Origin of the sequence: Bordetella genomosp. 10 (genome assembly GCF_002261225.1) — a bacterium.
GTDB lineage: Bacteria > Pseudomonadota > Gammaproteobacteria > Burkholderiales > Burkholderiaceae_B > Bordetella_C.
Genome location: NZ_NEVM01000005.1, coordinates 745,981 through 770,273 on the forward strand (window position 1 = coordinate 745,981; position 24,293 = coordinate 770,273).

Annotated in this window: 23 protein-coding genes; 10 read left to right on the forward strand and 13 right to left on the reverse strand. The window is 68.2% G+C overall.

Translation table 11 applies throughout. The annotated features are described in order from the left end of the window. Positions 1 to 144: 144 nt before the first annotated feature. The gene (otsB, locus tag CAL29_RS19595) at positions 145 to 885 is read right to left on the reverse strand and encodes a trehalose-phosphatase (protein ID WP_094854714.1); all 741 of its coding nucleotides are present in this window, start codon (positions 883 to 885) and stop codon (positions 145 to 147) included. A 129-nt stretch (positions 886 to 1,014) separates the two neighbouring features. On the opposite strand from otsB, the gene CAL29_RS19600 reads away from it, so the two are divergent. The 5 genes from CAL29_RS19600 (at position 1,015) to CAL29_RS19620 (ending at position 6,490) form a co-directional block, all read left to right on the forward strand. After that, entirely contained in the window at positions 1,015 to 1,674 is a 660-nt protein-coding gene (locus CAL29_RS19600) for a response regulator (RefSeq protein ID WP_094854715.1), read from the forward strand. Beyond that, the gene (locus tag CAL29_RS19605; protein ID WP_094854716.1) at positions 1,671 to 2,999 is read left to right on the forward strand and encodes an ATP-binding protein; all 1,329 of its coding nucleotides are present in this window, start codon (positions 1,671 to 1,673) and stop codon (positions 2,997 to 2,999) included. The genes CAL29_RS19600 and CAL29_RS19605 overlap by 4 nt, the downstream gene beginning before the upstream one ends. Before the next feature lie 196 nt (positions 3,000 to 3,195). After that, positions 3,196 to 4,656: a DegQ family serine endoprotease gene (locus CAL29_RS19610; protein WP_094854717.1), complete on the forward strand. Its 1,461-nt coding sequence runs from the start codon at positions 3,196 to 3,198 to the stop codon at positions 4,654 to 4,656. Positions 4,657 to 4,819: 163 nt separating this feature from the next. Beyond that, positions 4,820 to 5,584: a M23 family metallopeptidase gene (locus tag CAL29_RS19615; RefSeq protein WP_094854718.1), complete on the forward strand. Its 765-nt coding sequence runs from the start codon at positions 4,820 to 4,822 to the stop codon at positions 5,582 to 5,584. Positions 5,585 to 5,650: 66 nt separating this feature from the next. Continuing rightward, positions 5,651 to 6,490 (forward strand): hypothetical protein, encoded by an 840-nt coding sequence (locus tag CAL29_RS19620; protein WP_094854719.1) that lies wholly within the window; start codon positions 5,651 to 5,653, stop codon positions 6,488 to 6,490. Positions 6,491 to 6,497: 7 nt separating this feature from the next. Here the strand turns inward: CAL29_RS19620 and CAL29_RS19625 are convergent, their stop codons facing one another. Beyond that, positions 6,498 to 6,968: a GIY-YIG nuclease family protein gene (locus CAL29_RS19625; protein ID WP_094854720.1), complete on the reverse strand. Its 471-nt coding sequence runs from the start codon at positions 6,966 to 6,968 to the stop codon at positions 6,498 to 6,500. A gap of 89 nt (positions 6,969 to 7,057) precedes the next feature. Between CAL29_RS19625 and CAL29_RS19630 the strand changes: the two genes are divergently transcribed. The 5 genes from CAL29_RS19630 (at position 7,058) to CAL29_RS19650 (ending at position 13,704) form a co-directional block, all read left to right on the forward strand. Then, complete coding sequence (locus CAL29_RS19630; protein WP_094854721.1) at positions 7,058 to 7,249, forward strand: hypothetical protein; 192 nt, start codon at positions 7,058 to 7,060, stop codon at positions 7,247 to 7,249. 328 nt (positions 7,250 to 7,577) lie between these two features. Then, positions 7,578 to 7,985 carry an Hsp20/alpha crystallin family protein gene (locus tag CAL29_RS19635; RefSeq protein ID WP_094854722.1) on the forward strand — a complete coding sequence of 136 codons (408 nt, stop codon included), beginning with the start codon at positions 7,578 to 7,580 and terminating at the stop codon, positions 7,983 to 7,985. Continuing rightward, the gene (gene lon, locus CAL29_RS19640) at positions 7,982 to 10,435 is read left to right on the forward strand and encodes an endopeptidase La (protein WP_256977595.1); all 2,454 of its coding nucleotides are present in this window, start codon (positions 7,982 to 7,984) and stop codon (positions 10,433 to 10,435) included. The genes CAL29_RS19635 and lon overlap by 4 nt, the downstream gene beginning before the upstream one ends. Before the next feature lie 277 nt (positions 10,436 to 10,712). Continuing rightward, positions 10,713 to 11,978, forward strand: coding sequence for an Hsp70 family protein (locus CAL29_RS19645; protein ID WP_094854723.1), 1,266 nt, complete (start codon positions 10,713 to 10,715; stop codon positions 11,976 to 11,978). A gap of 175 nt (positions 11,979 to 12,153) precedes the next feature. Then, positions 12,154 to 13,704 (forward strand): tetratricopeptide repeat protein, encoded by a 1,551-nt coding sequence (locus CAL29_RS19650; protein ID WP_094854724.1) that lies wholly within the window; start codon positions 12,154 to 12,156, stop codon positions 13,702 to 13,704. Between the two features lie 70 nt (positions 13,705 to 13,774). On the opposite strand, the gene CAL29_RS19655 is transcribed toward CAL29_RS19650, so the two are convergent. The 11 genes from CAL29_RS19655 to urtA form a co-directional block, all read right to left on the reverse strand. Next, the gene (locus CAL29_RS19655; RefSeq protein ID WP_094854725.1) at positions 13,775 to 14,605 is read right to left on the reverse strand and encodes a fused MFS/spermidine synthase; all 831 of its coding nucleotides are present in this window, start codon (positions 14,603 to 14,605) and stop codon (positions 13,775 to 13,777) included. A gap of 16 nt (positions 14,606 to 14,621) precedes the next feature. Beyond that, positions 14,622 to 15,383, reverse strand: coding sequence for an ABC transporter permease (locus CAL29_RS19660; protein WP_094854726.1), 762 nt, complete (start codon positions 15,381 to 15,383; stop codon positions 14,622 to 14,624). Continuing rightward, the gene (locus CAL29_RS19665) at positions 15,380 to 16,309 is read right to left on the reverse strand and encodes an ABC transporter ATP-binding protein (protein WP_094854727.1); all 930 of its coding nucleotides are present in this window, start codon (positions 16,307 to 16,309) and stop codon (positions 15,380 to 15,382) included. Before CAL29_RS19665 ends, CAL29_RS19660 begins: the two co-directional genes overlap by 4 nt. 107 nt (positions 16,310 to 16,416) lie before the next feature. Beyond that, entirely contained in the window at positions 16,417 to 17,355 is a 939-nt protein-coding gene (locus tag CAL29_RS19670) for a dihydrodipicolinate synthase family protein (protein ID WP_094854728.1), read from the reverse strand. Positions 17,356 to 17,513: 158 nt separating this feature from the next. Next, positions 17,514 to 17,846 (reverse strand): FmdB family zinc ribbon protein, encoded by a 333-nt coding sequence (locus CAL29_RS19675; protein WP_094854729.1) that lies wholly within the window; start codon positions 17,844 to 17,846, stop codon positions 17,514 to 17,516. Between the two features lie 19 nt (positions 17,847 to 17,865). Beyond that, a complete protein-coding gene (gene fmdA / locus CAL29_RS19680) occupies positions 17,866 to 19,095 on the reverse strand; it encodes a formamidase (protein WP_094854730.1) in 1,230 nt (409 codons plus the stop codon). Between the two features lie 112 nt (positions 19,096 to 19,207). Then, the gene (urtE, locus tag CAL29_RS19685; protein WP_094854731.1) at positions 19,208 to 19,900 is read right to left on the reverse strand and encodes an urea ABC transporter ATP-binding subunit UrtE; all 693 of its coding nucleotides are present in this window, start codon (positions 19,898 to 19,900) and stop codon (positions 19,208 to 19,210) included. Between the two features lie 62 nt (positions 19,901 to 19,962). Then, complete coding sequence (gene urtD / locus CAL29_RS19690; protein WP_094854732.1) at positions 19,963 to 20,736, reverse strand: urea ABC transporter ATP-binding protein UrtD; 774 nt, start codon at positions 20,734 to 20,736, stop codon at positions 19,963 to 19,965. Next, a complete protein-coding gene (gene urtC / locus CAL29_RS19695; RefSeq protein WP_094854733.1) occupies positions 20,733 to 21,950 on the reverse strand; it encodes an urea ABC transporter permease subunit UrtC in 1,218 nt (405 codons plus the stop codon). The genes urtD and urtC overlap by 4 nt, the downstream gene beginning before the upstream one ends. A gap of 17 nt (positions 21,951 to 21,967) precedes the next feature. Beyond that, positions 21,968 to 22,885, reverse strand: a complete 918-nt coding sequence (gene urtB, locus CAL29_RS19700; RefSeq protein ID WP_094854734.1) for an urea ABC transporter permease subunit UrtB — start codon at positions 22,883 to 22,885, stop codon at positions 21,968 to 21,970. An 87-nt stretch (positions 22,886 to 22,972) separates the two neighbouring features. Next, entirely contained in the window at positions 22,973 to 24,235 is a 1,263-nt protein-coding gene (gene urtA, locus CAL29_RS19705) for an urea ABC transporter substrate-binding protein (protein ID WP_094856763.1), read from the reverse strand. Between the last annotated feature and the right edge of the window lie 58 nt (positions 24,236 to 24,293).

Genomic DNA, 24,293 nt, shown 5'->3' on the forward strand with positions numbered 1-24,293 from the left:
TTCATTCCCGGACCTTGCGTGGCCCATCCGCCGGCCCATCGCACGGCGCATGCCTCGCGCAGCCGTCGCAAGGCGCTTTCCCGCACCGCGTGGCCGCCCGGTCGCCGGCCATCGCGTCCTGGCGCGGCGGCCGCCGGCGGCCCGTCAACACAGCAAGTCGAGCCAGGCCGCCAGGGCGGCCGGCGTCGGCATGCGCCACTGCGCGCGCGTCTCGCCGTCGCCGATCTTGATCGATACGCCGTCCATGCGGTGGATGGCTTCGAAGCCGGCCTCGTCGGTCAGGTCGTCGCCCGCGAACAGCGGCCGGCGGCCGGCGAAAGGCGGCATGTCCATCAACCTCGTGATGGCGCCGGCCTTGCTGGCGTGGCGCGGCTTGATCTCCAGCACCATCTTGCCTGGCTGGAGCACGAAACCATGGGTATGCGGAAGCAGGGCCGCGTTGACGGCCTCGCTGACCAGGCCTTGTAGATCCGGCGCGTTGCGGTAGTGCAGCGCCAAGGATAACCCCTTGTCTTCCAGTTGCAGGCCGGGGTGGGCCTGCGCCAGCGGCAGCAGCGCGCGCACCATGGCGGCGACCGCCTCGCTGTCGACGCCGAGCTGCGTCTGCCGCCCGTCCGGGCCGCGCAGTTGCGCGCCATGCAGGCCGCCCGCGCAATAGACCTCGGGGGCCAGCAGATGATCGATCTCGCTGATGGGCCGGCCGGAGACGATGGCCAGGGCGCCGCCACAGGCCTCGCGCAGTTTCTCCAGCGTCTCGCGCGTGGCGGCGGGCACGGCCGCCTGTTCCGGCGAAGCAGCGATGGGCGCCAGCGTCCCATCCATATCGAACAGAAAGGCGTAGCCGGTGATATTGTTCTTCGTGACCGGAAGGGGTTTGCTCTGCAAAATAATTCCCACCGGCGAGGGTGGGCAGGATTTTTCTGGATAATTTGTTATACCGCACGCGTTTGAGAGGATTACGATTCTGGAAGTTACAAAACGAGAGAAAACGCCGCGCGGTGGAGAGACCTGTCCATGCGTGTACTGCTAGTCGAAGACGACAAGATGATCGGCGAAAGCGTCCGCGACGGACTGCGCGCCGAGGCCTATGCGGTGGATTGGGAAAAGCATGCCCGCGGCGCCGACCTGGCCTTGCGGACTACGCCGTATGACGCCGTCCTGCTCGACCTGGGCCTGCCGGACGGCAACGGCCTGGCCCTGCTGCGCGACCTGCGCGCCCGCAACAACCGCGTTCCCGTCCTCATCGCCACCGCGCGCGACGCCGTCGCCGACCGCATCGCCGGACTGGATGCCGGCGCCGACGACTACGTGGTCAAGCCCTACGACCTGGACGAACTGCTGGCGCGCCTGCGCGCGCTCCTGCGCCGCAGCGCGGGCCGCGCCGAACCCGTCTTCGAGCACGAAGGCGTCACCATCGATCCGCGCACCCACACCGCCACCGTCAACGGCGAACCGGTCATGCTGACGGCGCGCGAGTGGGCGGTGCTGCAGCCGCTGATCGCGCGGCCCGGCATGATCTATTCGCGCGCCCAGTTGGAGGAAAAACTCTATAGCTGGCAGGACGAGATCAGCAGCAACGCGGTCGAGGTCTACATACACGGCTTGCGCAAGAAACTCGGCCAGCGCTTCATCCAGAACGTGCGCGGCGTCGGCTACGTCATCCCCAAATCATGAAACTTCCCCTGGGAAACTCCCTGCGCGCCCGCCTGCTGTTCTTCCTGCTGGCGGCCGTCCTGGTCGCGGCATTGGTGCAGGGCGTAATCGCCTATCGCAGCACGCTGCAGCAGACCGACCAGATCTTCGACGCCCAGTTGGTCAGCACCGCCACCTCGCTGACGGCCGGCGACGGCTTGCTCAGCGCCACGCCCATGCCCGCCATCGACGCCGCGCCGGCCGACGACCTGATCATCCAGATATGGACCGCCAGCGGCGCGCGCCTGTTCAAGTCGCGCACCGGCAAGCTGCTGCCGGATCCCGTCGTCCTCGGTTTCTCCGACGTGCGCGTGGACGCGTCGACCTACCGCGTGTACGCCGTGGCCACGCCGTTCCAGGTGACGCAGGTGGCGCAGGACATGAAGGTGCGCCGGGACACCGCGCGCGCCCTCGCGCTGCGCACCGTGGGCCCGATCGCCGCCGCGGCGCCCCTGCTGATGCTGGTGGTGTGGCTGGTCGTGGGCGCCTCGCTGCGGCCCTTGCGCCGCACCCGCGCGGAACTGGCGGCGCGCCAGCCCGAGGCGCTGGATCCGGTCGGCGAAAGCGGCCTGCCCGACGAAATCCTGCCGCTGGTGCGCGAACTGAACCTGCTGCTGGACCGCACGCGCCGCGCCTTCGACCTGCAAAAGCGTTTCGTCGGCGACGCCGCGCATGAACTGCGCTCGCCGCTGGCCGCGCTGCGCTTGCAGATGCAGGCCCTGCAACGGCCCGGCGACACCGAGGCGCACCGGGTCGCCCTGCAACGGCTGGGCAGCGGCATCGAACGCGCCAGCCGCCTGATCGAACAACTGCTTTCCATGGCGCGCCACGACGCCGCGGCCGACGCGCTGCCGGCGCAGCGGCTGGACCTGGGCGACGTGGCCCGCCAGGCCATCGCCGACGTCCTGCCCGAGGCCAACGCGCGCGGCATGGACATCGGCATGGACGGCGCCCCCCAGGCATGGGTGCGCGGCAACGGCGACGCCCTGGCGCTGCTGCTGCGCAACCTGCTGGATAACGCCATCAAGTACACGCCGCCGGGCGGCCGCATCGACGTGGTCCTGGCGTCCACGCCCGGCGGCGCGCGGCTGCTGGTCGACGACAGCGGGCCCGGCGTGCCGGAAGCGGAGCGCGAGCGGGTGTTCGACCGCTTCTACCGCCTGGCCAACCACGACGAGGTGGGCAGCGGCCTGGGCCTGTCCATCGTCCGCGCCATTGCCGAACGCCATGGCGCCACCGTGCGGCTGGACCAGGCTCCCGAACTGGGCGGCCTGCGCGTGGAGGTGGATTTCCCGGCGTTGTCCTGATTTTCGTTGCCCTGATTTTCGCTGTCCTCGGCCGTCGCCGCCCTGAAGTCCGCCCGCTCTAAGGCTTCCCGCCTGATGGCGCACGGCCGCGGGTCTCCCCGCCGCATCATCTTCGCTTTCCTCTCTTTCTTAAGTTTGGCCTAAGACTGCGGCCGCACCATGGCGCCGTGTTCCCAACCAGCCTGGAGGCAGCGACATGAAAACCAGCAATTTCCACCCCACCCGCCTGGCGCTGGCCCTGCTGGCCGCGGGCGCCATCGGCGGCGCCGGCATCAGCGCGGCGGTCGAGTCAGCGCATGCGCAAAGCGCGCCGCCGGCGATCCAGCAGCAGGCGCAGCCCGCGGTCGGCACCGTCACGCCGCCGAACTTCGCGCAGATCACCCGTGAATACGGCCCCGCGGTGGTCAACATCAGTGTCAGCGGCCTGCGCAAGGTCTCGGCCGACGACGATGACGACAATCCCCTGGCGCAGTTCTTCGGCGGCCAGTTCCCCGGCATGATGCCCTACGGCCCCAACGTCACGCGCGAAGTCCCCATCCGCGGCGAAGGATCGGGCTTCATCATCAGCCCCGACGGCGTCATCCTGACCAATGCCCATGTGGTCAAGGACGCCAAGGAAGTGGTCGTCAAGCTGACCGACCGCCGCGAATACCACGCCAAGGTGCTGGGCGCCGACCCGCAGACCGACGTGGCGGTGATCAAGATCGACGCCAAGAACCTGCCGGTAGTGCAGATCGGCGACGTCGGCGCGCTGTCGGTCGGCGACTGGGTGCTGGCCATCGGCTCGCCCTACGGCCTGGAAAACACCGCCACCGCCGGCATCGTCAGCGCCAAGGGCCGTTCGCTGCCGGACGACACCTCCGTGCCCTTCATCCAGACCGACGTCGCCGTCAACCCCGGCAACTCGGGCGGCCCGCTGTTCAACGACCGGGGCCAGGTGGTCGGCATCAATTCGCAGATCTACACCCGCACCGGCGGCTTCCAGGGCCTGTCCTTCTCCATCCCCATCGACGTCGCGTACAAGATCAAGGACCAGATCCTGGCGCACGGCAAGGTCGAACACGCCAAGCTGGGCGTGATGGCGCAGGAGGTCAACCAGGACCTGGCCGATTCCTTCAAGCTGGATACGCCCACCGGCGCGCTGATCGCCAACGTCGAAAAAGGCAGCGCCGCCGACAAGGCCGGCCTGAAGCCGGGCGACATCATCCGCGACATCGACGGCCGCGCCATCATCTCCTCCGGCGACCTGGCCTCGGTCATCAACCTGGCGTCGCCCGGACAGAAGGTGAAGCTGGACGTCTGGCGCGACGGCAAGCACGAGACGCTGACCGCCACCCTCGGCACCCTGGACAAGTCGGAGTCGGTGGCCAGCAACGGCGACCAGAGCGCCTCGCACGGCAAGCTGGGGCTGGCGCTGCGCCCCTTGACGCCGGACGAGCGCGAGCAGGCGGACACCGACGGCTTGCTGGTGCAGCAGGCCAGCGGACCGGCCGCCAAGGCCGGCATCCAGCGCGGCGACGTCATCCTCGCCGTCAACGGCGTGCCCGCGCACAGCGTGCAACAGGTGCGCGATGCGCTGAAGAAGGCCGGCAAGACGGTGGCCCTGCTGGTCCAGCGCGGCGACGACAAGATCTTCGTCCCCGTGCAGGTCGGCTGAGGCCCATCGGCGCAGCGGCCCCGCGGGCCGGCGGTCTACGCCGTCGGTCCGCGCCGGCGCGGCAGGCCGCTTCGCGCAGGCGTCGGCATTTCTTGGTACCCTTCGGACTCCCGGGGGCTTGCTGTCCCCGGTCCCAGCGATCCCAGGAATCCGACGCCTTCCAGTGCCTGTTTTCTCCGTATTCGACTTTCGCCTTCCCGCTTCGCGCGCCCCGCAACGCCCGTGGGCCGCGCGCCTGTCCGGCCTCGCCCTGGTGCTGCTGCTGGCCGCCTGCGCCTCGCAGGGCCCCGTCGGCCCCGGCTACTACCGCGTGCAGCCGGGCGACACGCTGACCCGCATCGCCCGCAGCCATGGCCGCAGCGTCAGCGAGCTGATGCGCTGGAACAACCTTTCCAGCGCCAATCGCATCGACAAGGGCCAGGTCCTGCGCGTCGATCCGCCCGGCGGCTCGGCCGCCAGCGGTTCGGGCGGCGCGTCCGTCAAGCGCGGGAGCGGCGGCGGCGGTGGCGGGAGCGGCGGCGAAACGGCGCCGCCCAAGCTGCCGCCCGGCGCACCCATCACCGACATCAAGCTGATCTGGCCCGCCCCCGGCACCGTCGCGCGCGGCTACGACGGCGGCCAGTCGCGCGGCCTGTCCATCGTCAACAAGGCCGGCACACCGGTCGTCGCGGCCGCCGCCGGCACCGTGGCCTACGCCAGCAACGGGCTGCGCGGCTACGGCAACCTGGTCATCGTGCGCCACGGGTCCACCTACCTGACCATCTACGCGCACAACCGCAAGCTGCTGGTCAAGCAGGGCCAGTCGGTCAAGCAGGGCCAGGCCATCGCCGAGATGGGCGACAGCGACAGCAAGCGCGTCGAGCTCTACTTCGAATTGCGCCGCGGCGGCAACGCCGTGGATCCCACCCGCGCCCTGCCGCCGCGATGACGCCCGCGCGTCCCGCCGTTCAACATGTGATATGTTGAACGGTTTTCCGCGCTCGCCTGCTTTCCGATGGCCCTGGTTCTGGCTCGTTTCGTTTTTGGTTTTTCGCTTTCCTGGATCGTGGCCGGCGTGCTGCTGCTGGCCACGCTGCTATGCATCCGGCTGGTGGGCATCGCCGTCGTCGCCTTCGACGACGAACGGCGCGGCAACGTGGCCGGGGCGATCGCCGTGGCCCTGCTGGTGGTCGGCGCGCTGGCGCTGATCTATTTCCTGGGCGACCGCCTGCACATGGCCCTGGGCGCCTCCATGCTGACCGACGGCGCCCCCAACTGGGTGGCCGGCGGCAATCATCTTTCCGCCGCCGCGGTGTTCGGCGCCATGAGCGGGGTGGCCGCGCTGGCCGCCATCCCGGCCTGGCTGAACCGGCCGCGCCTGTCGCCGGAGGAAAAGGCCGCGCGCGCCGAGGCCGTCCGCGCCCTGAAGGAAAAACAGCGGATGGAACGCGCCAAGGCCAGGGAGAAGGCGGAAAAGGAACAGGCCAAGGCGCAGAAGGCCGAAGCCAGGGCGGAAGCCGCCGCGGCCAGGGAGGCCAGGGCCGCCGCCAAGGAAAGCAAGGGCGCGGCGGCCGGCAAGCGCGCCAAGGCCCAGGCGCCGGCCCCGCGCGGCGCGCGCCGGGCCGGGCTGGGCTGGACCGCCCTGTTCCTGTCGCTGCTGGGCGCGGTCATGCTGGCCTTCGCCTTCAGCGTGGCGCCCCTGTGGGCGCCGCAGAATGCCAGCGCCGCCACGGTGACCTATTACCATAACCTCGCCGAGCGGGCCCGCCCCGTCTACGTGGCGGGCGGCGGGCTGCTGGGCTTGGGACTGCTGCTGTTGGTCGCGTGGCAGGTCTGGCGCCGGCCCGAGGAATAGGCCAGACTTAGTTGCCGGACCGGCGCACGATGCGCGGCCGCGCTTCGCTCAGCCAGCGCGTCCACGCGCCGGAGCGGCGTCCACAGGGCACGCGGTCCCCCGGCTCGATGCCGTCGCTTTCGACCCCCAGGCATCCGGGGCTCCACATGCTGGAGGCAGGCGGTTCGGCCGCATCGTCGCCGAACGCCATGCTGATTTCCCGCGCGGCCCGCTTCACCAACTGGATGATCTCCGGCAGCGCGATTTCATAGCCGTTCTTGTTGTCGTCGGGCCGGTAGCCGGCTTCCATCAAGAGGATGTGCGCCAGTTGTTCGGCGGCGAAACCGCGCGCGACGGGCTCGCAATGCGCGATCGTGTATTCGGGCGGAGGCACTTCCTCCTGCCCGCCCTCCCTTTCCAGGGGAGACCGCACGGAGCGAAGCAGCCACGCCTTTCCGGGCGTTTCGGGGCTGGTCACGACGTACAGGTATTGAGACATGAGCGGCTCCTGCGCGGCATACGGCTCGCCAACTGATAACGATTCTTAATATAATCAGCCGCGACTGATATCAAAGGAATCGGATCGGCATGGCTGCTTCACACAATTTCTGGTTTGTCTGGCGGATTCCCACCCTGCTGGGCCTGCTGACCGTCTTCGGATTGCTGGCGGCCCTGCTCGGCACCGGCCCCTGGCATTGGGCATCCTGGGTCGCCATGGCCTTGCCGCTGGTGGTGATCGCACTATGCCTCATCCGCCCGGCCAAACGCCAGCATACGTAAGATCTACATACGAAGGATTACTCAAGCCTACTTGCCTTGCAGTGGATTCGAGAGATCTGCCTCGGCGCCGCCAAAACCGCGGATTAATGGGCCTGTGAGTCCGCGGGGCGGGCGCATTCCCGCCCCCTTCCAGCAATAAACTGTTACTCGTTATGGAAGGGCCTCCGCCCGGAGCCAGCGCCGCCAGCCCGTCCCCTCCTCGACGGCAGCCTTCCCTTCCAGCGCCCAACAAACCCGGGCACATCGCATGCGCGCGTATGGGGCGCCATGCTCTTGAAACACGCCCCGGCGTCGCCATCTACCCCCCATACCAGAGAGGCATGCCATCATGAGATCCCGTGACTTGTCATCCTGGATGTGGGGTGACGCCCTGTCGATGCTGGAGCAGGCCGACCGCCTGCACCGGCAATTCTTCAAGGCGTGCGCCGCCGACCCGCAACGGTGGGAACCTCCCATCGACGTCATCGAGACCGCTGAAGCGATCATCGTGCACGTCGCCCTTCCGGGCGTTCCGGCCTCGGCGGTGACCGTCGGCTACGAACCCGGCGGCATCACGGTTGCCGGCGCGCGACGCCTGCCGGCAACGCAAGCCGCCCACATCCATCGCGTCGAAATCCCCTATGGCCGCTTCGAGCGGCGCATCGCCCTGCCTTTGCACGCGCTCGAGCCACAACCGCCCGTCATGACGGACGGCTGCCTCGTTCTCACCCTCGTCAAGAGAAAGGAAACGCCATGAAGTTCTGGCCCACGATGCAAGTGCGGTCCGGCGACGATGCGCCGCGGACCAGTGGCGGCGCCGCACCCGCCGACACGCAGGCGAACGCGAACAGCACGCTCAAGCGCCTGCCCCAGGATGCGATCATCCTCGTGCCCCTGCGCGAGGCCGTGCTGTTTCCCGGCGTCCTGTCGCCGGTGACCCTGCGCCGCCCGGCCACCGTGGCGGCGGTGCAGGAAGCCGTCAAGAGCGAACTGCCGGTCGGTTTCCTGCTGCAACGCGATCCGAAGAAGGACGACGTCGGTCCCGACGATCTCTATTGGGTCGGCACGCAAGGCCCGATCGTGCGCTACATCACCGGCCAGGACGACACCCACCACGTCGTGGTACAGGGCGAGTCGCGCTTTCGCGTGCTCGAATTCCTGGAAGGCTGGCCCTTCATGGTGGCGCGCGTCGCCACCATCGAGCAGCAGGAAGCCAAGACCGAAGGCATCGAAGCGCGCGCCCTGCAACTGAAGGAGCAGGCGGTCGAGGCCATCAAGCTGCTGCCGCACGTGCCGGACGAACTGGCCGCGGTGGTGCAAGGCATCGAATCGCCCGCCGTGCTGGCCGACATGGTCGCCAACCTGGTGGACGTGAAGGCCGACGAGAAGCAGGACATCCTAGAAACCTTCGATCTGTCGCGCCGCCTGGACAAGGTCATCGACCTGCTGGCCGCGCGCGTGCAGGTGCTCAAGCTGTCCCGCGAAATCGGCGAAAAGACCAAGGCGCAGTTCGACGAGCGCCAGCGCGAACACGTCCTGCGCGAACAATTGCGCCAGATCCAGAAGGAACTGGGCGAAGGCGACGACACGGCCGCCGAGGTCGAGGAACTGAAGGCCGCGATCGACAAGGCCGGCATGCCGGAGGACGTGCTCAAGCACGCGACCAAGGAGTTCAAGCGCCTGCAGCGCATGAGCGAGGGCGGCGGCGAATACGCCATGCTGCGCACCTACCTGGAATGGCTGACCGAACTGCCGTGGCAGCAGGCGCCGCAACCGCCGATCGACATCGCCGAGGCGCGCCGCGTGCTGGATGACGACCACTTCGGCCTGGACAAGGTCAAGCGCCGCATCCTGGAATACCTGGCCGTGCGCAAGCTCAATCCCACCGGCAAAAGCCCGGTGCTGTGCTTCGCCGGTCCGCCCGGGGTGGGCAAGACCTCGCTGGGGCAGTCCATCGCGCGCGCCACGGGACGCGAGTTCCAGCGCGTGGCCCTGGGCGGCGTCCATGACGAGGCGGAGATCCGCGGCCATCGGCGCACCTACCTGGGCGCGCTGCCGGGCAACATCATCCAGGCGATGCGCCGCGCCGGCACGACCAACGTGGTGCTGATGCTCGACGAGATCGACAAGCTGGGCGCCGGCGGTTTCCATGGCGATCCGGGCAGCGCGCTGCTGGAAGTGCTCGATCCCGAGCAGAACCACAAGTTCCGCGACAACTACCTGGGCGTGGACTTCGACCTGTCGCGGGTGATGTTCATCTGCACGGCCAACGTGCTGGACACCATCCCGGGGCCGCTGCGCGACCGCATGGAGATCATCCAGCTCCCGGGCTATACGGAGGAAGAGAAGATCCAGATCGCGCGCCGCTACCTGGTGCGCCGCCAACTGGAGGCCAACGGCCTGCAGGAAGGCCAGGCCATCCTCACCGATGCGGCCCTGGCCGCCATCGTGGGCGACTACACCCGCGAGGCCGGCGTGCGCGGCCTGGAACGCGAGATCGGATCGGTGATGCGCCACGTCGCGATGCAGATCGCGGAAGGCGCCGCGCCGCCGATCACGGTGGACGTCGCCGACCTGGCGGCCACGCTGGGCCCGCGCCGCTTCGAGAACGAAGTGAAGCTGCGCACCAGCGTGCCGGGCGTGGCCACCGGCCTGGCCTGGACGCCGGTGGGCGGCGACATTCTCTTCATCGAGGCCAGCAAGGTGCCGGGTTCGGGACGCCTGATCCTCACCGGGCAACTGGGTGACGTGATGAAGGAATCGGCGCAGGCCGCGCTGACGCTGGCCAAGACGTGGAGCGGCGACGCGATGGACAAGATCGACATCCACGTCCACGTGCCGGCCGGCGCCACGCCCAAGGACGGCCCCAGCGCGGGCGTGGCGATGTTCGTCGCCCTGGCCTCCCTGCTCAAGGGCCGGCCGGTGCGTTCGGACGTGGCCATGACCGGCGAGGTCAGCCTGCGCGGCCTGGTGCTGCCCATCGGCGGCGTGAAGGAAAAAACGCTGGCCGCCCTGCGCGCCGGCATCACCACCGTCATGCTGCCGCGGCGCAACGAAAAGGATCTGGAAGACGTGCCCAGGGAAGCGCGCGAGAAGCTGAAGTTCGTGCTGCTGGACAACGTCGAAGACGCCTTGAAATGCGCCCTGGAAGAAAACCCCGCCGCGCCCGGCATCGAGCCCGCGCTGGGCGAAGCGGCGGTGGCCTGACCGACGGATCCGGCGGCCCGGCGGGCAGCCCGGTCGCCTGAGCGGGCAATCCCGATCACACCCCAAGCGTGAAAACGCTTGGGGTGTTTTTTTGCCGTTGGCAAACCGGTTCGGCCGGCAATTGAGCGACATGCGCAGGGGCGGCGGCCGATGCCACCACGCCCGGCGGCCCGGCCGGGCGAAGGCCGTACAATGGCGGGCCGGCACGCCGCCATTCCCCATTTTCCCGATTCCGCCCTTGCGCCTTTCCCGCGCGAGGCGCGGCGCATTTGCCTTCATGACTGCTTCCTCTCCCGCCAGCGCCTGCGGCGTCGACTTCGGCACTTCCAATTCCACCGTCGGCTGGCTGCGTCCCGGCCAGCATTCGCTGCTGCTGCTGGAAGACGATCGCCCCACCCTGCCTTCGGCCATTTTCTTCCATGACGAGGACGAGACCGTCAGCTACGGCCGCGGCGCCCTGGCCGACTATCTCGCCGGCTACGAAGGCCGGCTGATGCGCGCCATGAAGAACCTGCTGGGCAGTCCGCTGATCGACGGCCACACGGAAATCCGCGGCCGCGGCGTGCCGTTCCGCGTGCTGCTCACGCGCTTCATCCAGCAACTGCGCGAGCGCGCGCAGCAGGCCGCCGGCCGCGAATTCACGTCGGTGGTCATGGGCCGCCCCGCCTTCTTCGTCGACGACGACGCGGACGCCGACAAGCTGGCCCAGGACACCCTGGGGGAAATCGCCGCGGCGGTCGGCTTCAAGCACGTCGAATTCCAGTTCGAGCCGCTGGCGGCGGCATTCGACTATGAATCGCAACTGGACCGCGAGGAACTGGTGCTGGTGGTCGACATCGGCGGCGGCACCTCGGACTTCTCGCTCATCCGCCTGGGGCCGGAACGCGCCCGGGCGCAGGACCGCCGCGCCGACATCCTGGCGCACGGCGGGGTGCACATCGGCGGCGGCGATTTCGACCGGCAGTTGAACCTGAAGACCGCCATGCCCCTGCTGGGCCTGGGCAGCCAGTTGCGCAGCGGCAAGGACGTGCCTTCCACCGTCTACGGCAACCTGGCCTCCTGGCACACCATCAATTTCGTCTATGCGCCCAAGGCGCGCGAGCAACTGGCCTACATCCGCGCCAATGCCGCCGAACGGGACAAGATCGATCTCCTGTTCCGCCTGATCGAGCAGCGCGAGGGCCATTGGCTGGCCTTGCAGATCGAAGAGGCCAAGATCGCGCTGTCGGACGCGCCGGAAACGCGGCTGGTGCTGGACCGCATCCAGGCCGGCCTGGACCTGGCCGTCGACCGCGCCGTGCTGGACGGCGCCACGGCGCCCCTGATCGCCCGCATCGAAACCACCGTCGCCGGTCTGCTGCGCGACGCCGGCGCGGCCGCCGGCAAGGTCGACACCGTGTTCTTCACCGGCGGTTCCAGCCGCCTGCCCCTGCTGCGCGAACGCGTCGCCGCCCTGCTGCCCGACGCGCGCGCCGTGGAGGGAGACCTGTTCGGCAGCATCGGCGCCGGCCTGGCCCTGGACGCCGCGCGACGCTTCGGCTGATTTCCTGGCTGATGGCGGGACGGACAATTGCGGCGTCCGGCGCCGCGGCGGCCGGGCGAAACAGCCGCGAATGTGAAAAGACCAAGGACTTTCGCGCCGCCGGCCCCGCGAAACAGGCGCAATTCAGGCACTGGCCGATACATTCCGGCACCCCCACGTCCGCCGGGCCAGACGCATGCCAGCCACCGCCGATTCCATCATTCCCCCCGCCGCGCAGTTCACCGGCGAGGAATGGCTGGTCCTGGGGCGCGCGCTGCAACGGGCCGGCCGCCATGCCGACGCGGTATCCGCCTTGCAGCAGGCGGCCTCCCGGCTGCCGCTGAACGCGGACGTCTACCTGGCGCTGGTCGTGTCGCTGGACGCCACCGGCCAGAAGGCCGACGCCGCCTCCGCCCGCATCGGCGCGGACGCCATCGGCCGGCGCCGCGCGATCGACATTTTCGAGATCGGCCGGGTCTACGCCAAGCACCGGCACTGGGAAGCGGCCGCCCACTGGCTGGAAAAAGCCCTGCTGGTCGATCCCCGGCTGGGCGCCGCCCACATCTGCCTGGCCTGGTCGCTGCGCCAGTTGGGGCGGCAGCAGCCGGACCCGCCCGCCTCGCCGGCCCCGCAACCCGGCGCGCCCGACCACGAAGAACGAACCGCGCCGTCTGGCCAGCCGGCTCCGCCTGCCCAAGCCGACGCGCGCCGCCGCAACCTGTACCTGACCTACCGCCGCCAGCCCGCCTTCCTCGCCGCCAAGGCCATGCGCCGCCGCACCGTGCTGGTCCTGTGCTCCAGCGAGCGCGCCAACCTGCCCTTCCGCCACCTCCTGCCGCCCGGCCTGAACCGCATGGTGCGCTGGGTCATGGACCTGGGCACGGTCGGCATCGCCTGGGGCCGGTCGCGCCGGCTGCCACGCTACGACGTCGTTTTCAACGTCATCGCCGACGCCGACCGCGCCGCCTCCTGCCGCGAGGAACAGGCGCGCTTCATGGCGACGGACCACGGTCCCGTCCTGAATCCGCCGGACCGCATCGAGCACACCCGCCGCGAGCGCACGGGCGCCCTGCTCGACGGCGTCGAGGACATCCTGGTGCCGGCCACCATGCGCTGGGACCGCCAATCCAATCCGGCGCCCGCCATCCACGCCGCGCTGGCGGTGGCCGGCATCGGCTACCCGGCCATCGTGCGCCCGGCGGGCGAGCATGGCGGCGAAGGCGTGGTGCTGCTGTCCTCCCCGGCCGACGCCACCGATCCGCCGGCGCTGGGCGAGATGTACCTGACCCGCTATCACGAGTACCGTTCACCGGACGGCCATTACCGGAAGTACCGCGTGATCTTCATCGACCGCGAGCCCTACCCTTACCACCTGGCGATCGGCAGCCAATGGCTGCTGCATTATTTCTCGGCCGACATGCTGTCGGCGCCATGGAAGCTGGAAGAGGAACGGCGCTTCCTGGACGATCCCGGGCAGGCGCTGGGCGCCCGGGCCTGGGCCGCCCTGCGCGCCATCGGCCGGCGCATGGACCTCGATTACTGCGGCATCGATTTCTCGCTGCTGTCCGACGGCCGCGTGCTGGTGTTCGAGACCAACGCGACCATGCTCGTGCACCCGGAGGCAGAGGAAGACGGCCTGCGCTTCAAGAACGTGTACATCGACCGGATCTTCGACGCCTTCGACGCGCTGCTGACGCGCCGAGCCGCGGAAGCGAACGCCTGGATGCCCGAACGCCCGAACGCCTGAACGCCTGAGCGCCCGATACCGCATCCGAGGGAATCGCGCGCATCAAATCGCGTCCCTCCGGGACACGGCGCTAACGCAGGGCCATCGTCGCCGCGATCATGCGGAACGTCGGCATGAGCTGGCGCCAGGCTTCCTTGCCCAGGCCGTCCGGCCGCAGGATGGCATCGGCGCGCAGCCGTCCGCCCAGGTCGGCGGCGCTGGCGTAGACGATGCTATTGGCCAGGTCCTCGTCGGCCACTTCGAGCAGCCCCGACGGAAACAGCGCCATGAGATCGTGCAGGCAGGGCGCGTAGTCCGGCGCCTGCCGATGCAGATTGGCGACCAGGATGCCCCGGTGCCGCAGGCAGCGGCGGCAGCCCTCGAAGAACTCGCGGCCGCGCAGGCGCGCGGGCAGCCCGTTGTCGTCGTAGCCATCGAGCAGCAGCACGTCGGCCGTCTGCGCATGCGCCCGGACGAAGTCGGCGCCATCGCCCTGGACCACGCGCAGGCGCGCATCGTCCGGCGGTATGCGGAAGGCGTCGCGCAAGGCGATGACGCGGGGATCGATTTCCACCACGGTGATGCGGGCGCGCGGCAGGTAGCGGTGGCAGAACTTGGCCAGCGATCCGCCGCCCAGGCCGATCTGCACGATGTGCGCGGGCTCCGGCTCGAACAGCAGGAAGCCCATCATCAGCCGCGTGTATTCCAGGTCCAGCGCATCGGGCTGGCGCAGGGACATGCGGCTCTGCACCGCCCCGCCCGGCCGCAGGCGCAGCGTCAGCCCCTCCGCGTCGCGCGCCAGGACCGGCGGCGTCGTCCCCGCCGCGGCGCCGGCCGCGTCCGCGCGCGACGCCCCCGCGGCATCGTCCACGCCGCCGGTCCGGCCGGCTTCGCCGGCATCGTCGCGCGGGTCTTCGTTCATGCCTTGCGCTCTTGGTTCATGCCTTCAACCGATACCCGGTCTTGAAGATCCAGCGCACCGCGATCATGCACAGGACCAGGAAGACCAGCGTCATGCCCACGCTGATGCCCACCGTCACGTCCGACACGCCATAGAAGCTCCAGCGAAAGCCGCTGACCAGGTAGACCACCGGGTTGAACAGGGTGACGGTGCGCCAGAACGGCGGCAGCATGTTGATCGAATAGAAGCTGCCGCCCAGGAAGGTCAGCGGCGTGACGATCATCAGCGGAATCACCTGCAGTTTCTCGAAACCGTCGGCCCAGATGCCGATGATGAAACCGAACAGGCTGAAGGTCACGCAGGTCAGCAGCAGGAATCCCACCATCCACACGGGATGCGCGACCTCGTACGGCACGAAGATGCGCGCCGTCAGCAGCATGATGGAGCCCAGGATGACCGACTTGGTCGCCGCCGCCCCCACGTACCCCAGCAGGATTTCCACATAGGAAATCGGCGCCGAATGGATCTCGTAGATGGTCCCCGTGAAACGCGGCATATAGATGCCGAAGGAGGCGTTGGAGATGCTCTGCGTCAGCAAGGCCAGCATCACCATGCCCGGCACGATGAAGGCCCCGTAGCTGACGCCGTCGATATCGACCATGTGCGAACCGATGGCCGACCCGAACACGACGAAATACAGGGAGGTGGAGATGACCGGCGAGGCGACGCTCTGCATGAGCGTGCGCCACATGCGGGCCATTTCGAACAGGTAGATGGCGCGGACGGCGTAGATATTCATGATTCATGCACCAGGCTGACGAAAATATCTTCCAGGGAGCTTTCCGACGTGCGGATGTCGGAGAACTCCACTCCCGCCTCGGCCAGTTGCCGCAGCAAGGTGGCGATATCGGCCCCGCCCTCCTGGTTGTTGTAGGTGTAGACGATCTGGTGGCCGTCGCCGTCCAGCGCCACGTCGTGGCCCGCCAGGACGCCCAGCGCGGGCAGCGCGGCCAGGGGCTGCTTCAGCGTCAGGATCAACTGGCGCTTGCCCAGCTTGCGCAGCAGGTCCGCGGTCTGCTCGACCAGGATGATGCGCCCCTTGCGGATCACGCCGATGCGATCGGCCATCTCCTGCGCTTCCTCGATGTAGTGCGTGGTCAGGATGATGGTGACGCCCCGCTCGCGCAGGCGCCGCACCATGTCCCACATGCCGCGGCGCAGCTCCACGTCGACGCCCGCGGTGGGTTCGTCCAGGAACAGGATGTCCGGTTCGTGCGACAGCGCCTTGGCGATCATCACGCGCCGCTTCATGCCGCCCGACAGGGCCATGATGCGGGAATCGCGCTTGTCCCACAGCGACAGGTCGCGCAACACCTGTTCGACGTAGGCGGGGTTGGCCGGCTTGCCGAAAAGGCCGCGGCTGAAGGTCACCGTGTTCCACACGCTTTCGAAGGCGTCGGTGTTCAGCTCCTGCGGCACCAGGCCGATCTTGCCGCGCGCCGCCCGGAAATCGGTGCGGATATCGTGGCCGTCGGCCAGCACCGTCCCGGCGCTGGCGTTGACGATGCCGCAGATGATGCTGATCAGGGTGGTCTTGCCGGCGCCATTGGGGCCGAGCAGGGCGAAGATTTCACCGCGCCGGATTTCCAGGTCGATACCTTGCAGCGCCTGGAAACCCGACGCATAGGTCTTGGATAAACCTTGGATCGAGATGACGCTATCCACACAAGCCTCTTATAGGTAGGAATCCGCCGATTCTACCGAAGGCCCGTGCGGCCGCCCCGCCGGGCGGCCCCAGTTACTGTTTCCGGCTGTGCCGAACAATCCCCGGTTTATACCGGCGGCAGCGCCGCGCGCTTGTCGTGGCGGGCCAGGCGCGTCAGCAGATGCTCGACCTCGGCGCGCGCGGTCGCCGACATCGGGCTGGCCGGGCGGCGCTGCGCGGCGGAGGTCAGGATGCCCCGGCGCATCATCACGTACTTGCGCACGGCCAGGCCGGCGCCCGGCTGCTGCTCGTAGCGCAGCAGCGGCAGGTGCGCGTCGAACAGGTCGTGCGCGGCCTCGCGCTCGCCCGCGGCATTCAGGCGCACCACGTCGCACAGCATGTCCGGGAAGCAGTAACCGGTATTGGCGCCGTCGGCGCCGCGCTCCACTTCGTAGTCCAGGAACAGGCCGTTGTTGCCGCACAGGATGGAGATGTGCCGCATGGAGCCGTCCTTCTCGAAGCCGCGCAGGGTGGAGATCTTCTCCAGGCCCGGCCAGTCCTCATGCTTGAGCATCACGCAAGACGGCAGTTCCTGCACGATGCGGCGGATCACGGCGGGCGTCATCTGCACCGAGAAGGTCAGCGGGTAGTCCTGCAGCACGAAGGGCACGTCCGCGCCGATCGCCTCCACCGCCTGGCGGTAGTAATTGACGATCTGGTCGTCGGTGCGCAGGGTATTGGGCGGGGCGATCATCACGCCGGCCGCGCCCTGCGCCATGACTTCATGCGTCAACGCGCGCATGGCGGCGAAACCCGGCGCCGACACGCCCACCACGACCGGCAGGCTGGCGGCGCGGCGGATGACCTGGCCGGCCACCGCCACGGATTCGGCGTGCTCCAGCTTGGGCGCCTCGCCCAGTTGCCCGAGCACGGTCAGGCCGGTCGAGCCGCAGGCCAGGTAGAAATCCGTCATGCGGTCGACGGACGCCTTGTCGATGGCGCCGTCATCGAAGAACGGCGTGGGGGCGATGGGAAAAACGCCTTTGGCGTCGGCGGTGAGCAACATGCTGCGACTCCCTGGAGAGGTGGTGGGAAGGGGCGGCCGCGCCCCGCGATGCGTTCGATCTTAACCGCAGCTTCCCGCTCCCGCCTTGTCGCAACGCAACATTCGACGCCGGCGGGCCCCGTCTCCGCCCCGGGGCGACGCCTCCCGCGCCGCGCCGCTCAGTGGCTGATCATCCAGGGCCTGCTGTCGGCGAACGTCTTGCCGCCGTCCGCCGTCTTGCGGGTCTTGCCCGGCAGCTTGCCGCCGCCGCAGCAGCCGCAATGCATGCCGTGGCCGCCGCGCGAACTGCGCGGTTCGTGGGCGCTGCGCTCGTTCATCGCGCGCGCCCGGTTCACCGCCGAGGACAGGGCGCCCAGCGCGGGGGCGCCGCCGACGATGCGCGGCGACTCCCCGCCGCACGCCGGGCAGGCGGCGGGATCGCGCCACGCCGCCAGCGGCCGCATGGCCGCGAATTCCCCGCACGCGGGGCAACGGTAGTCGTATAACGGCATGGCCGGTCTCCTGGCGGGCTCAGAGATCCGGCGAGAGGGGCATGTCGACCCCGCCGCTGACCGCCTTGACCGGCCCGCCGGCCGAAGGCTGGATGTCGAAATCGAAGATTTCGGTCGGCAGCCACAGCGTGGCGCACGCATTGGGAATATCCACCACGCCGCTGATATGGCCCTGCACCGGCGCCGTGCCCAGGATGGAATAGGCCTGGGCGCCGGAGTAGCCGAACTTCTTCAGGTATTCGATGGCGTTGAGGCAGGCCTGGCGGTAGGCGATGTGCACGTCGAGATAATGCTGGCTGCCCTTCTCATCGACGGAAATGCCTTCGAAGATCAGGTAATCCTTGTAATTCGGCGTAATCGGACTCGGCTTGAAGATGGGGTTGCGGATCGCATACTTCGCCATGCCGCCCTTGATCAGGTTGACCCGCATATGGATCCAGCCGGCCATTTCGATGGCGCCGCAGAACGTGATCTCGCCGTCCCCCTGCGAAAAGTGCAGGTCGCCCACCGACAGGCCGCCGCCCTTCACGTAGACGGGAAAGAAGACGCGCGAACCGCGCGACAGGTCCTTGATATCGCAATTGCCGCCGTGCTCGCGCGGCGGCACCGTGCGCGCGCCCTCGGCGGCTGCCTTGTCGCGCGCCGCGCCGGACAGCTTGCCCATGTGCGCCGTCTTCGGCGCGGGCGGATTGGCCAGCGGCGGCACGCGGCCGGGATCGGTGTCGATCAGCGCCTGCTCGCGCTTGTTCCAGTTCTCGAGCAGCGCCTGGTCGGGCAGGCAGCCGATCAGCCCCGGATGGATCAGGCCGGCGAAGTTCACGCCGGGAATATGACGCGAGCTGGTGTACATGCCATGGAAATCCCAGATGGATTTCTGCGCCTGGGGAAAATGCTCGGTCAGGAAGCCGCCGCCGTTCTTCTTGCTGAAGAAACCGTTGAAGCCCCACAAGCTGTCCGGCTTGGCGCCGATGTCGAGGAAATCGACCACCAGCAGATCGCCCGGTTCGGCGCCTTCCACGCCCACCGGACCGGACAGGAAATGCACGGTCGACAGGTCGACGTCGCGCACGTCGTCCGCGCTGTCGTCGTTCTTGATGGCGCCGCCCGTCCAGTCATAGGTTTCCAGCACGAAATCGTCGCCGGGCTTGACCCACACCGCGATGGGGATGTCGGGATGCCAGCGGTTATGGATGTTCTCGTTCTCGTAGGGCGACTGGGCCAGGTCGACTTTGATCAGGGTATCGGGCATGACATGCTCCTTGGGTGGATGAAGCGCTGGTGAAGAAACGGCGCCGGCGGGCGGATGGCGTCCGCATGCCCGCCGGGGTGGAGGGCATGGGCCGCGCCGGCCCCGGGCGTAGCTATACGGACAGGTAGCGGCTGATGGTCTGCTCGTCGACCTCGTCCCGCCTGTTCTCGTGCACGAAGCGTCCCTTGTCGATGACGATCAGGCGGTCGGCGATCTGCATGGTGAAACTGAGCACCTGCTCGGACACCACGATGGCCAGGTCCTTCAGCTTGCGGATTTCCAGCAGCGTGCGCGCGATGTCCTTGATGATGGACGGCTGGATGCCTTCGGTCGGCTCGTCCAGCATCAATACCTTGGGCCCGGTCACCAGGGCGCGGGCGATGGCCAGTTGCTGCTGCTGGCCGCCGGACAGGTCGCCGCCGCGCCGACGCCGCATCTCGTGCAGCACCGGGAACAGCGAGAAGATTTCCTCGGGCACCGGATCGCGCAAGGCGCGGCCGCGCAGGCCGGTGCGGATGTTCTCCTCCACCGTCAGCGTGGGAAAGATCATGCGGCCCTGCGGCACGTAGGCGACGCCGGCGCGCACCCGCTGGAAACTCTCCATGCGGGTGATGTCCTGGCCGTCGACCTCCACCTTGCCTCCCATCGCGGGCAGCACGCCCATCATGGTCTTGAACAGCGTGGTCTTGCCCATGCCGTTGCGGCCCATCACGGCCACGATCTCGCCCTTGGCGATGGCGAGGTCGACGCCGTGGATCACACGGCTCTGGCCATACCCGGATTGCAGTCCCGATACGGTGAACATGGCTTCTCTCCTGGAAAACGGACCGGCGGCCGCGAGCGCGAGGGCCCGCGGCCGGCGCCTCGTCAATGTCCCAAATACACTTCGATCACCCGCGGGTCGTTCTGCACCTTGTCCATCGACCCCTCGGCCAGGACCTTGCCCTGGTGCAGCACCGTCACCTTGTGCGCGATGTTCTTGACGAACTCCATGTCATGCTCGATGACGATCATGGAGCGGTCGCGGCTGATGCGGTTGAGCAGGTCGGCGGTCTTCTCGCGCTCGGAAACGCTCATCCCGGCCACGGGCTCGTCCAGCATCATCAGTTCCGGCTCCTGCATCAGCAGCATGCCGATCTCCAGCCACTGCTTCTGTCCGTGCGACAGCAGCTCCGCCGACTTGTCCAGCATGTCCTGGAGGAAGATTTCCTCGGCCACGCGCTCCACCCGCTCGATCACGTCGGCGGTCAGGCGAAACACCATCGCGCCGAACACGCCGCGCCCGCGCGGAAAGGACACCTCCAGGTTCTCCCGCACCGTCAGCGTTTCGTAGATGGAGGGCGTCTGGAACTTGCGGCCGACGCCGGCGCGCACGATCTGGTGCTCGGCCATCCTGGTCAATTCCACGTCCTTGAAACGGATCGAGCCCGAGGTGGCCTTGGTGCGTCCGCAGATCAGGTCCAGCACGGTGGTCTTGCCGGCGCCGTTGGGGCCGATGACGACCCGCAGTTCGCCCTTGTCCACATAGAGATTGAGGTCGTTGACGGCGGTGAACCCGTTGAAGGACACCGTCAGGCCTTCCACGTAGAGCGCGAACTCCTGCGCGGGAACGACCGTGTTGTCGAGAATGGGCGGCTTCATGCGGCCTCCGTATTGCCGGGAGCGGACTTGGCGGGGTTGGCCGGGGCGGCGGGCGCGACGACCGGGTCGAGGGCCGGGCCGGCCGCGGGACTGCCCTTCCCGGCCGCGGCGGCTTGCGCGCCAGGGCCCAGGCGCGGCTTTACCAGGCGCGGCTTCACGTATTGCGCGTAGAGGCCGGCCAGGCCGTTGGGAAAAGCCATCACCACGGCGATGAAGAGGCCGCCCATCAGGAACAGCCACAGTTGCGGGAAGCTTTCCGAGAAATAGCTCTTGCCGAAGTTCACCAGCAGGGTGCCGTAGACCGCGCCCAGCAGGGACAGCCGGCCGCCGACCGCGGCGAAGATCACCATTTCGATGGACGGCACGATGCCGACGAAGGACGGCGACATGAAACCCACCTGCAGCGTGAACATGGCCCCGCCGATGGCCGAGAACACCGCCGCCACGCAGAACACGAACACCTTGAAGCTGGACACGTCGTAGCCGGAGAAACGCACCCGCTCCTCCTTGTCGCGCATCGCCATCAGCAGCTTGCCCAGCTTGGAAGACAGCAGGAAACGGCCGAACAGGAGGCAGGCGAACAGCAGCGCCGCGTTGACGAAGTACAGGACGACGCGCGCCGAATCGCCGCGGATGTCCCAGCCCAGCAGCGTGCGCAGGTCCGTGATGCCGTTGACGCCGCCGGTGTAGCCCTGCTGGCCGATGATCAGCACCGACAGGATCAACGCCACGGCCTGGGTCACGATGGCGAAGTAGGTGTCCCCCACGCGCCGCTTGAACATGGCCGCGCCCAGCACCAGCGCCAGCAGCGCCGGCACGATGGGCACGGCGAACAGCGTGAAGACGAAGCTCTTGAACGGCGCCCAGAACCACGGCAGCGCCGTGACCTGGTTCCAGTCCATGAAGTCCGGAATGCCGGGCGTGGACTGGATCCTGGTGGCTTCCACGCTGGAGGCCTCCAGCTTGAGGAACATGGCCATGCAGTAGCCGCCCAGGCCGAAGAACACGCCCTGTCCCAGGCTGAGGATGCCGCCGTAGCCCCAGCACAGCACCAGCCCCAGGGCGACGAAAGCGTAGGTCAGGTACTTGCCGACCAGGTTGAGCCGGAAGCTGTCCAGCAGGAGCGGAAAGAGGACGAAGACCAGCGCCGCCAGGACGGCGATGCCGACCAGGCCTTCGCGGCCGCCGAGGACGTTCTTGTACAGGGTTTTCACGTTCGTACTCCCGCCGCCTACTTGCGGACCTTGATCGAGAACAAGCCTTGCGGACGCAGCATCAGGATGACGACCACCGCCGACAGGGTCAGCACCTTGGCCATGGAGCCGGTCAGGAAGAATTCCGACACGGATTGGGTCTGGGCGATGACGAAGGCCGAGGCGATGGTGCCGTACAGGCTGGCGGCGCCGCCGAACACGACGGTCAGGAAGGTATCGACGATGTACAGCGAACCACTGGTCGGGCCGGTGGACCCGATGGTGGTGAAGGCCGCGCCGGCGATGCCGGCGATGCCGCAGCCCAGGGCGAACGTCACGCGGTCCACCCGCTTGGTGTCGATGCCCACCGAGCCGCTCATCACGCGGTTCTGCACCGTGGCGCGCACGTGCAGGCCCCAGGTCGAGCGGAACAGGGCCAGCAGCAGGCCGCAGGTCAGGACCAGGGTGATGAGCATCACCGTCAGCCCGTTGACCGGGATATCGACGCCCGGCAAGGGCTGCACCGAGCCCATCAGCCATTCCGGCAACGCCGGACTGACTTCGCGCGGACCGAAGATGGAGCGCAGCGCCTGCTGCATCACCAATGACAGCCCCCAGGTCGCCAGCAGCGTGTCCAGCGGGCGGTGGTACAGGTGGCGGATCAACAGCCACTCCACCAGCCAGCCCAGGACGAAGGCGACGGCGAAGGCCGCCGCGATGGCGGCGAAGAAGTAGTAAGGCATGAGCGACGGCAGGTATTGCCGCGTCAGTTCCGAGAACAGGTAGGTGGTGTAGGCGCCGACGGCGAGGAATTCCCCGTGCGCCATGTTGATGACCCCCATCTGGCCGAAAATGATCGCCAGCCCCAGGGCCATGAGAAGCAGGACGCTGAAGACGGACAGGCCATTGAAGCCCTGCATCAGGAGAATGGCGCCCAGGTCCGAGAAGGATTCCATGGCAGGCCTCCAGGTTGGTTCGATGCCTTCGCCTCGGCGTCGGCGGTGATGGGACCGGGGGCGCGGCGCGCCGCGCCCCGCCCACGCTTACTGATAACCCTTGGGGAAGGGATCCGGCTTGATCAGGTCCTTGGTTTCGAAGACCACGTCGAACTGGCCGTCCTTGCGGATCTGGCCCACGCGCGTGCGGCTCCACAGGTGATGGTTGGGGTCGACCTTGACGTAGCCTTCCGGCGCTTCCTTGAACTCCTGGTTCGGCGCCGCCGCCACGACCTTGTCGACGTCGAAGCTGCCGGCCTTCTCGACCGCCATCTTCCACAGCCACGGCCCCAGGTAGGCGGCCTGCGTCACGTCGCCGATCACGGCGTTGGGGCCGTACTTGGCCTTGAACGCGGCGACGAACTTCTTGTTGTTCGGGTTGTCCAGGCTCTGGAAGTACTTCATGCAGGAATAGAAGCCCTCGGCGTTCTCGCCGCCGATGCCCAGCAGCTCGTCCTCGGTCACGGAAATCGTCAACAGCTTCTGCTTGTCCGAGGTGACGCCGGCGGCCTTCAACTGCTTGTAGAAGGACACGTTGCTGCCGCCCACCACGTCGGCGAACACCACGTCCGGCTTCTTCAGCTTGATCTTGTTGATCAGCGAACCGAATTGGGTGTGGCCCAACGGGTAGTATTCCTCGCCCACCACCTCGCCCTTGAGCACGTTCTCGATGTGCTTGCGCGCGATCTTGTTCGACGTGCGCGGCCAGATGTAGTCGGACCCGACCAGGTAGAAGGTCCGGGCCTTCTTTTCCTCGTGCAGCCAGTTCAGGCTGGCGAGGATCTGCTGGGTGGCCTCCTGGCCGGTATAGAAGACGTTCTTGGACTGCTCCAGCCCTTCGTAGAAGGTCGGGTAGTACAACAGGCCGTTTTCCTTTTCGAAGACCGGCAGCACCGCCTTGCGCGAGGCCGAGGTCCAGCAGCCGAACACGGTGGCGACCTTGTCGCTGACCAGCAGCTTGCGCGCCTTTTCGGCGAAGGTCGGCCAGTCCGACGCGCCGTCTTCCTGGATGATCCTGATCTGGCGGCCCAGGATGCCGCCGGCGGCGTTGATCTGCTCGATCGCCAGGCGCTCGGCCTGGATCGAGCCGGTCTCGCTGATGGCCATGGTCCCGGTGGCCGAGTGCAGTTGGCCCACGGTCACCTCGGTGTCGGTGACGGCCAGCCCCGTGGTATTGACGGCCGCCGTGGCCGGTCCGGCGGCGCGGCTGAAGGCGGGCACCCCCAGCAGCGGCAGCGAGGCCAGCGCCAGGGCCGCGCGCCGGCGCGAAGGCGACACGGGGTCGTTTTGGAAAGGGGGTTTGCGGGACATCGAACGCTCCTTGCGGATGAGGCGCTTCAGGGGAAACCCGATGCCGCGGCGGCGCTGG

Bases quoted from the DNA above. Each gene is read 5' to 3' on its own strand.
- urtB (WP_094854734.1), bottom strand. From the start codon at position 22,885: ATGGAATCCTTCTCGGACCTGGGCGCCATTCTCCTGATGCAGGGCTTC.
- urtE (WP_094854731.1), bottom strand. From the start codon at position 19,900: ATGTTCACCGTATCGGGACTGCAATCCGGGTATGGCCAGAGCCGTGTG.
- fmdA (WP_094854730.1), bottom strand. From the start codon at position 19,095: ATGCCCGATACCCTGATCAAAGTCGACCTGGCCCAGTCGCCCTACGAG.
- CAL29_RS19610 (WP_094854717.1), top strand. From the start codon at position 3,196: ATGAAAACCAGCAATTTCCACCCCACCCGCCTGGCGCTGGCCCTGCTG.
- CAL29_RS19625 (WP_094854720.1), bottom strand. From the start codon at position 6,968: ATGTCTCAATACCTGTACGTCGTGACCAGCCCCGAAACGCCCGGAAAG.
- CAL29_RS19645 (WP_094854723.1), top strand. From the start codon at position 10,713: ATGACTGCTTCCTCTCCCGCCAGCGCCTGCGGCGTCGACTTCGGCACT.
- CAL29_RS19605 (WP_094854716.1), top strand. From the start codon at position 1,671: ATGAAACTTCCCCTGGGAAACTCCCTGCGCGCCCGCCTGCTGTTCTTC.
- CAL29_RS19635 (WP_094854722.1), top strand. From the start codon at position 7,578: ATGAGATCCCGTGACTTGTCATCCTGGATGTGGGGTGACGCCCTGTCG.
- CAL29_RS19670 (WP_094854728.1), bottom strand. From the start codon at position 17,355: ATGTTGCTCACCGCCGACGCCAAAGGCGTTTTTCCCATCGCCCCCACG.
- CAL29_RS19660 (WP_094854726.1), bottom strand. From the start codon at position 15,383: ATGAATATCTACGCCGTCCGCGCCATCTACCTGTTCGAAATGGCCCGC.
- CAL29_RS19650 (WP_094854724.1), top strand. From the start codon at position 12,154: ATGCCAGCCACCGCCGATTCCATCATTCCCCCCGCCGCGCAGTTCACC.
- urtD (WP_094854732.1), bottom strand. From the start codon at position 20,736: ATGAAGCCGCCCATTCTCGACAACACGGTCGTTCCCGCGCAGGAGTTC.
- CAL29_RS19620 (WP_094854719.1), top strand. From the start codon at position 5,651: ATGGCCCTGGTTCTGGCTCGTTTCGTTTTTGGTTTTTCGCTTTCCTGG.
- urtA (WP_094856763.1), bottom strand. From the start codon at position 24,235: ATGTCCCGCAAACCCCCTTTCCAAAACGACCCCGTGTCGCCTTCGCGC.
- CAL29_RS19630 (WP_094854721.1), top strand. From the start codon at position 7,058: ATGGCTGCTTCACACAATTTCTGGTTTGTCTGGCGGATTCCCACCCTG.
- CAL29_RS19655 (WP_094854725.1), bottom strand. From the start codon at position 14,605: ATGAACGAAGACCCGCGCGACGATGCCGGCGAAGCCGGCCGGACCGGC.
- lon (WP_256977595.1), top strand. From the start codon at position 7,982: ATGAAGTTCTGGCCCACGATGCAAGTGCGGTCCGGCGACGATGCGCCG.
- CAL29_RS19600 (WP_094854715.1), top strand. From the start codon at position 1,015: ATGCGTGTACTGCTAGTCGAAGACGACAAGATGATCGGCGAAAGCGTC.
- CAL29_RS19675 (WP_094854729.1), bottom strand. From the start codon at position 17,846: ATGCCGTTATACGACTACCGTTGCCCCGCGTGCGGGGAATTCGCGGCC.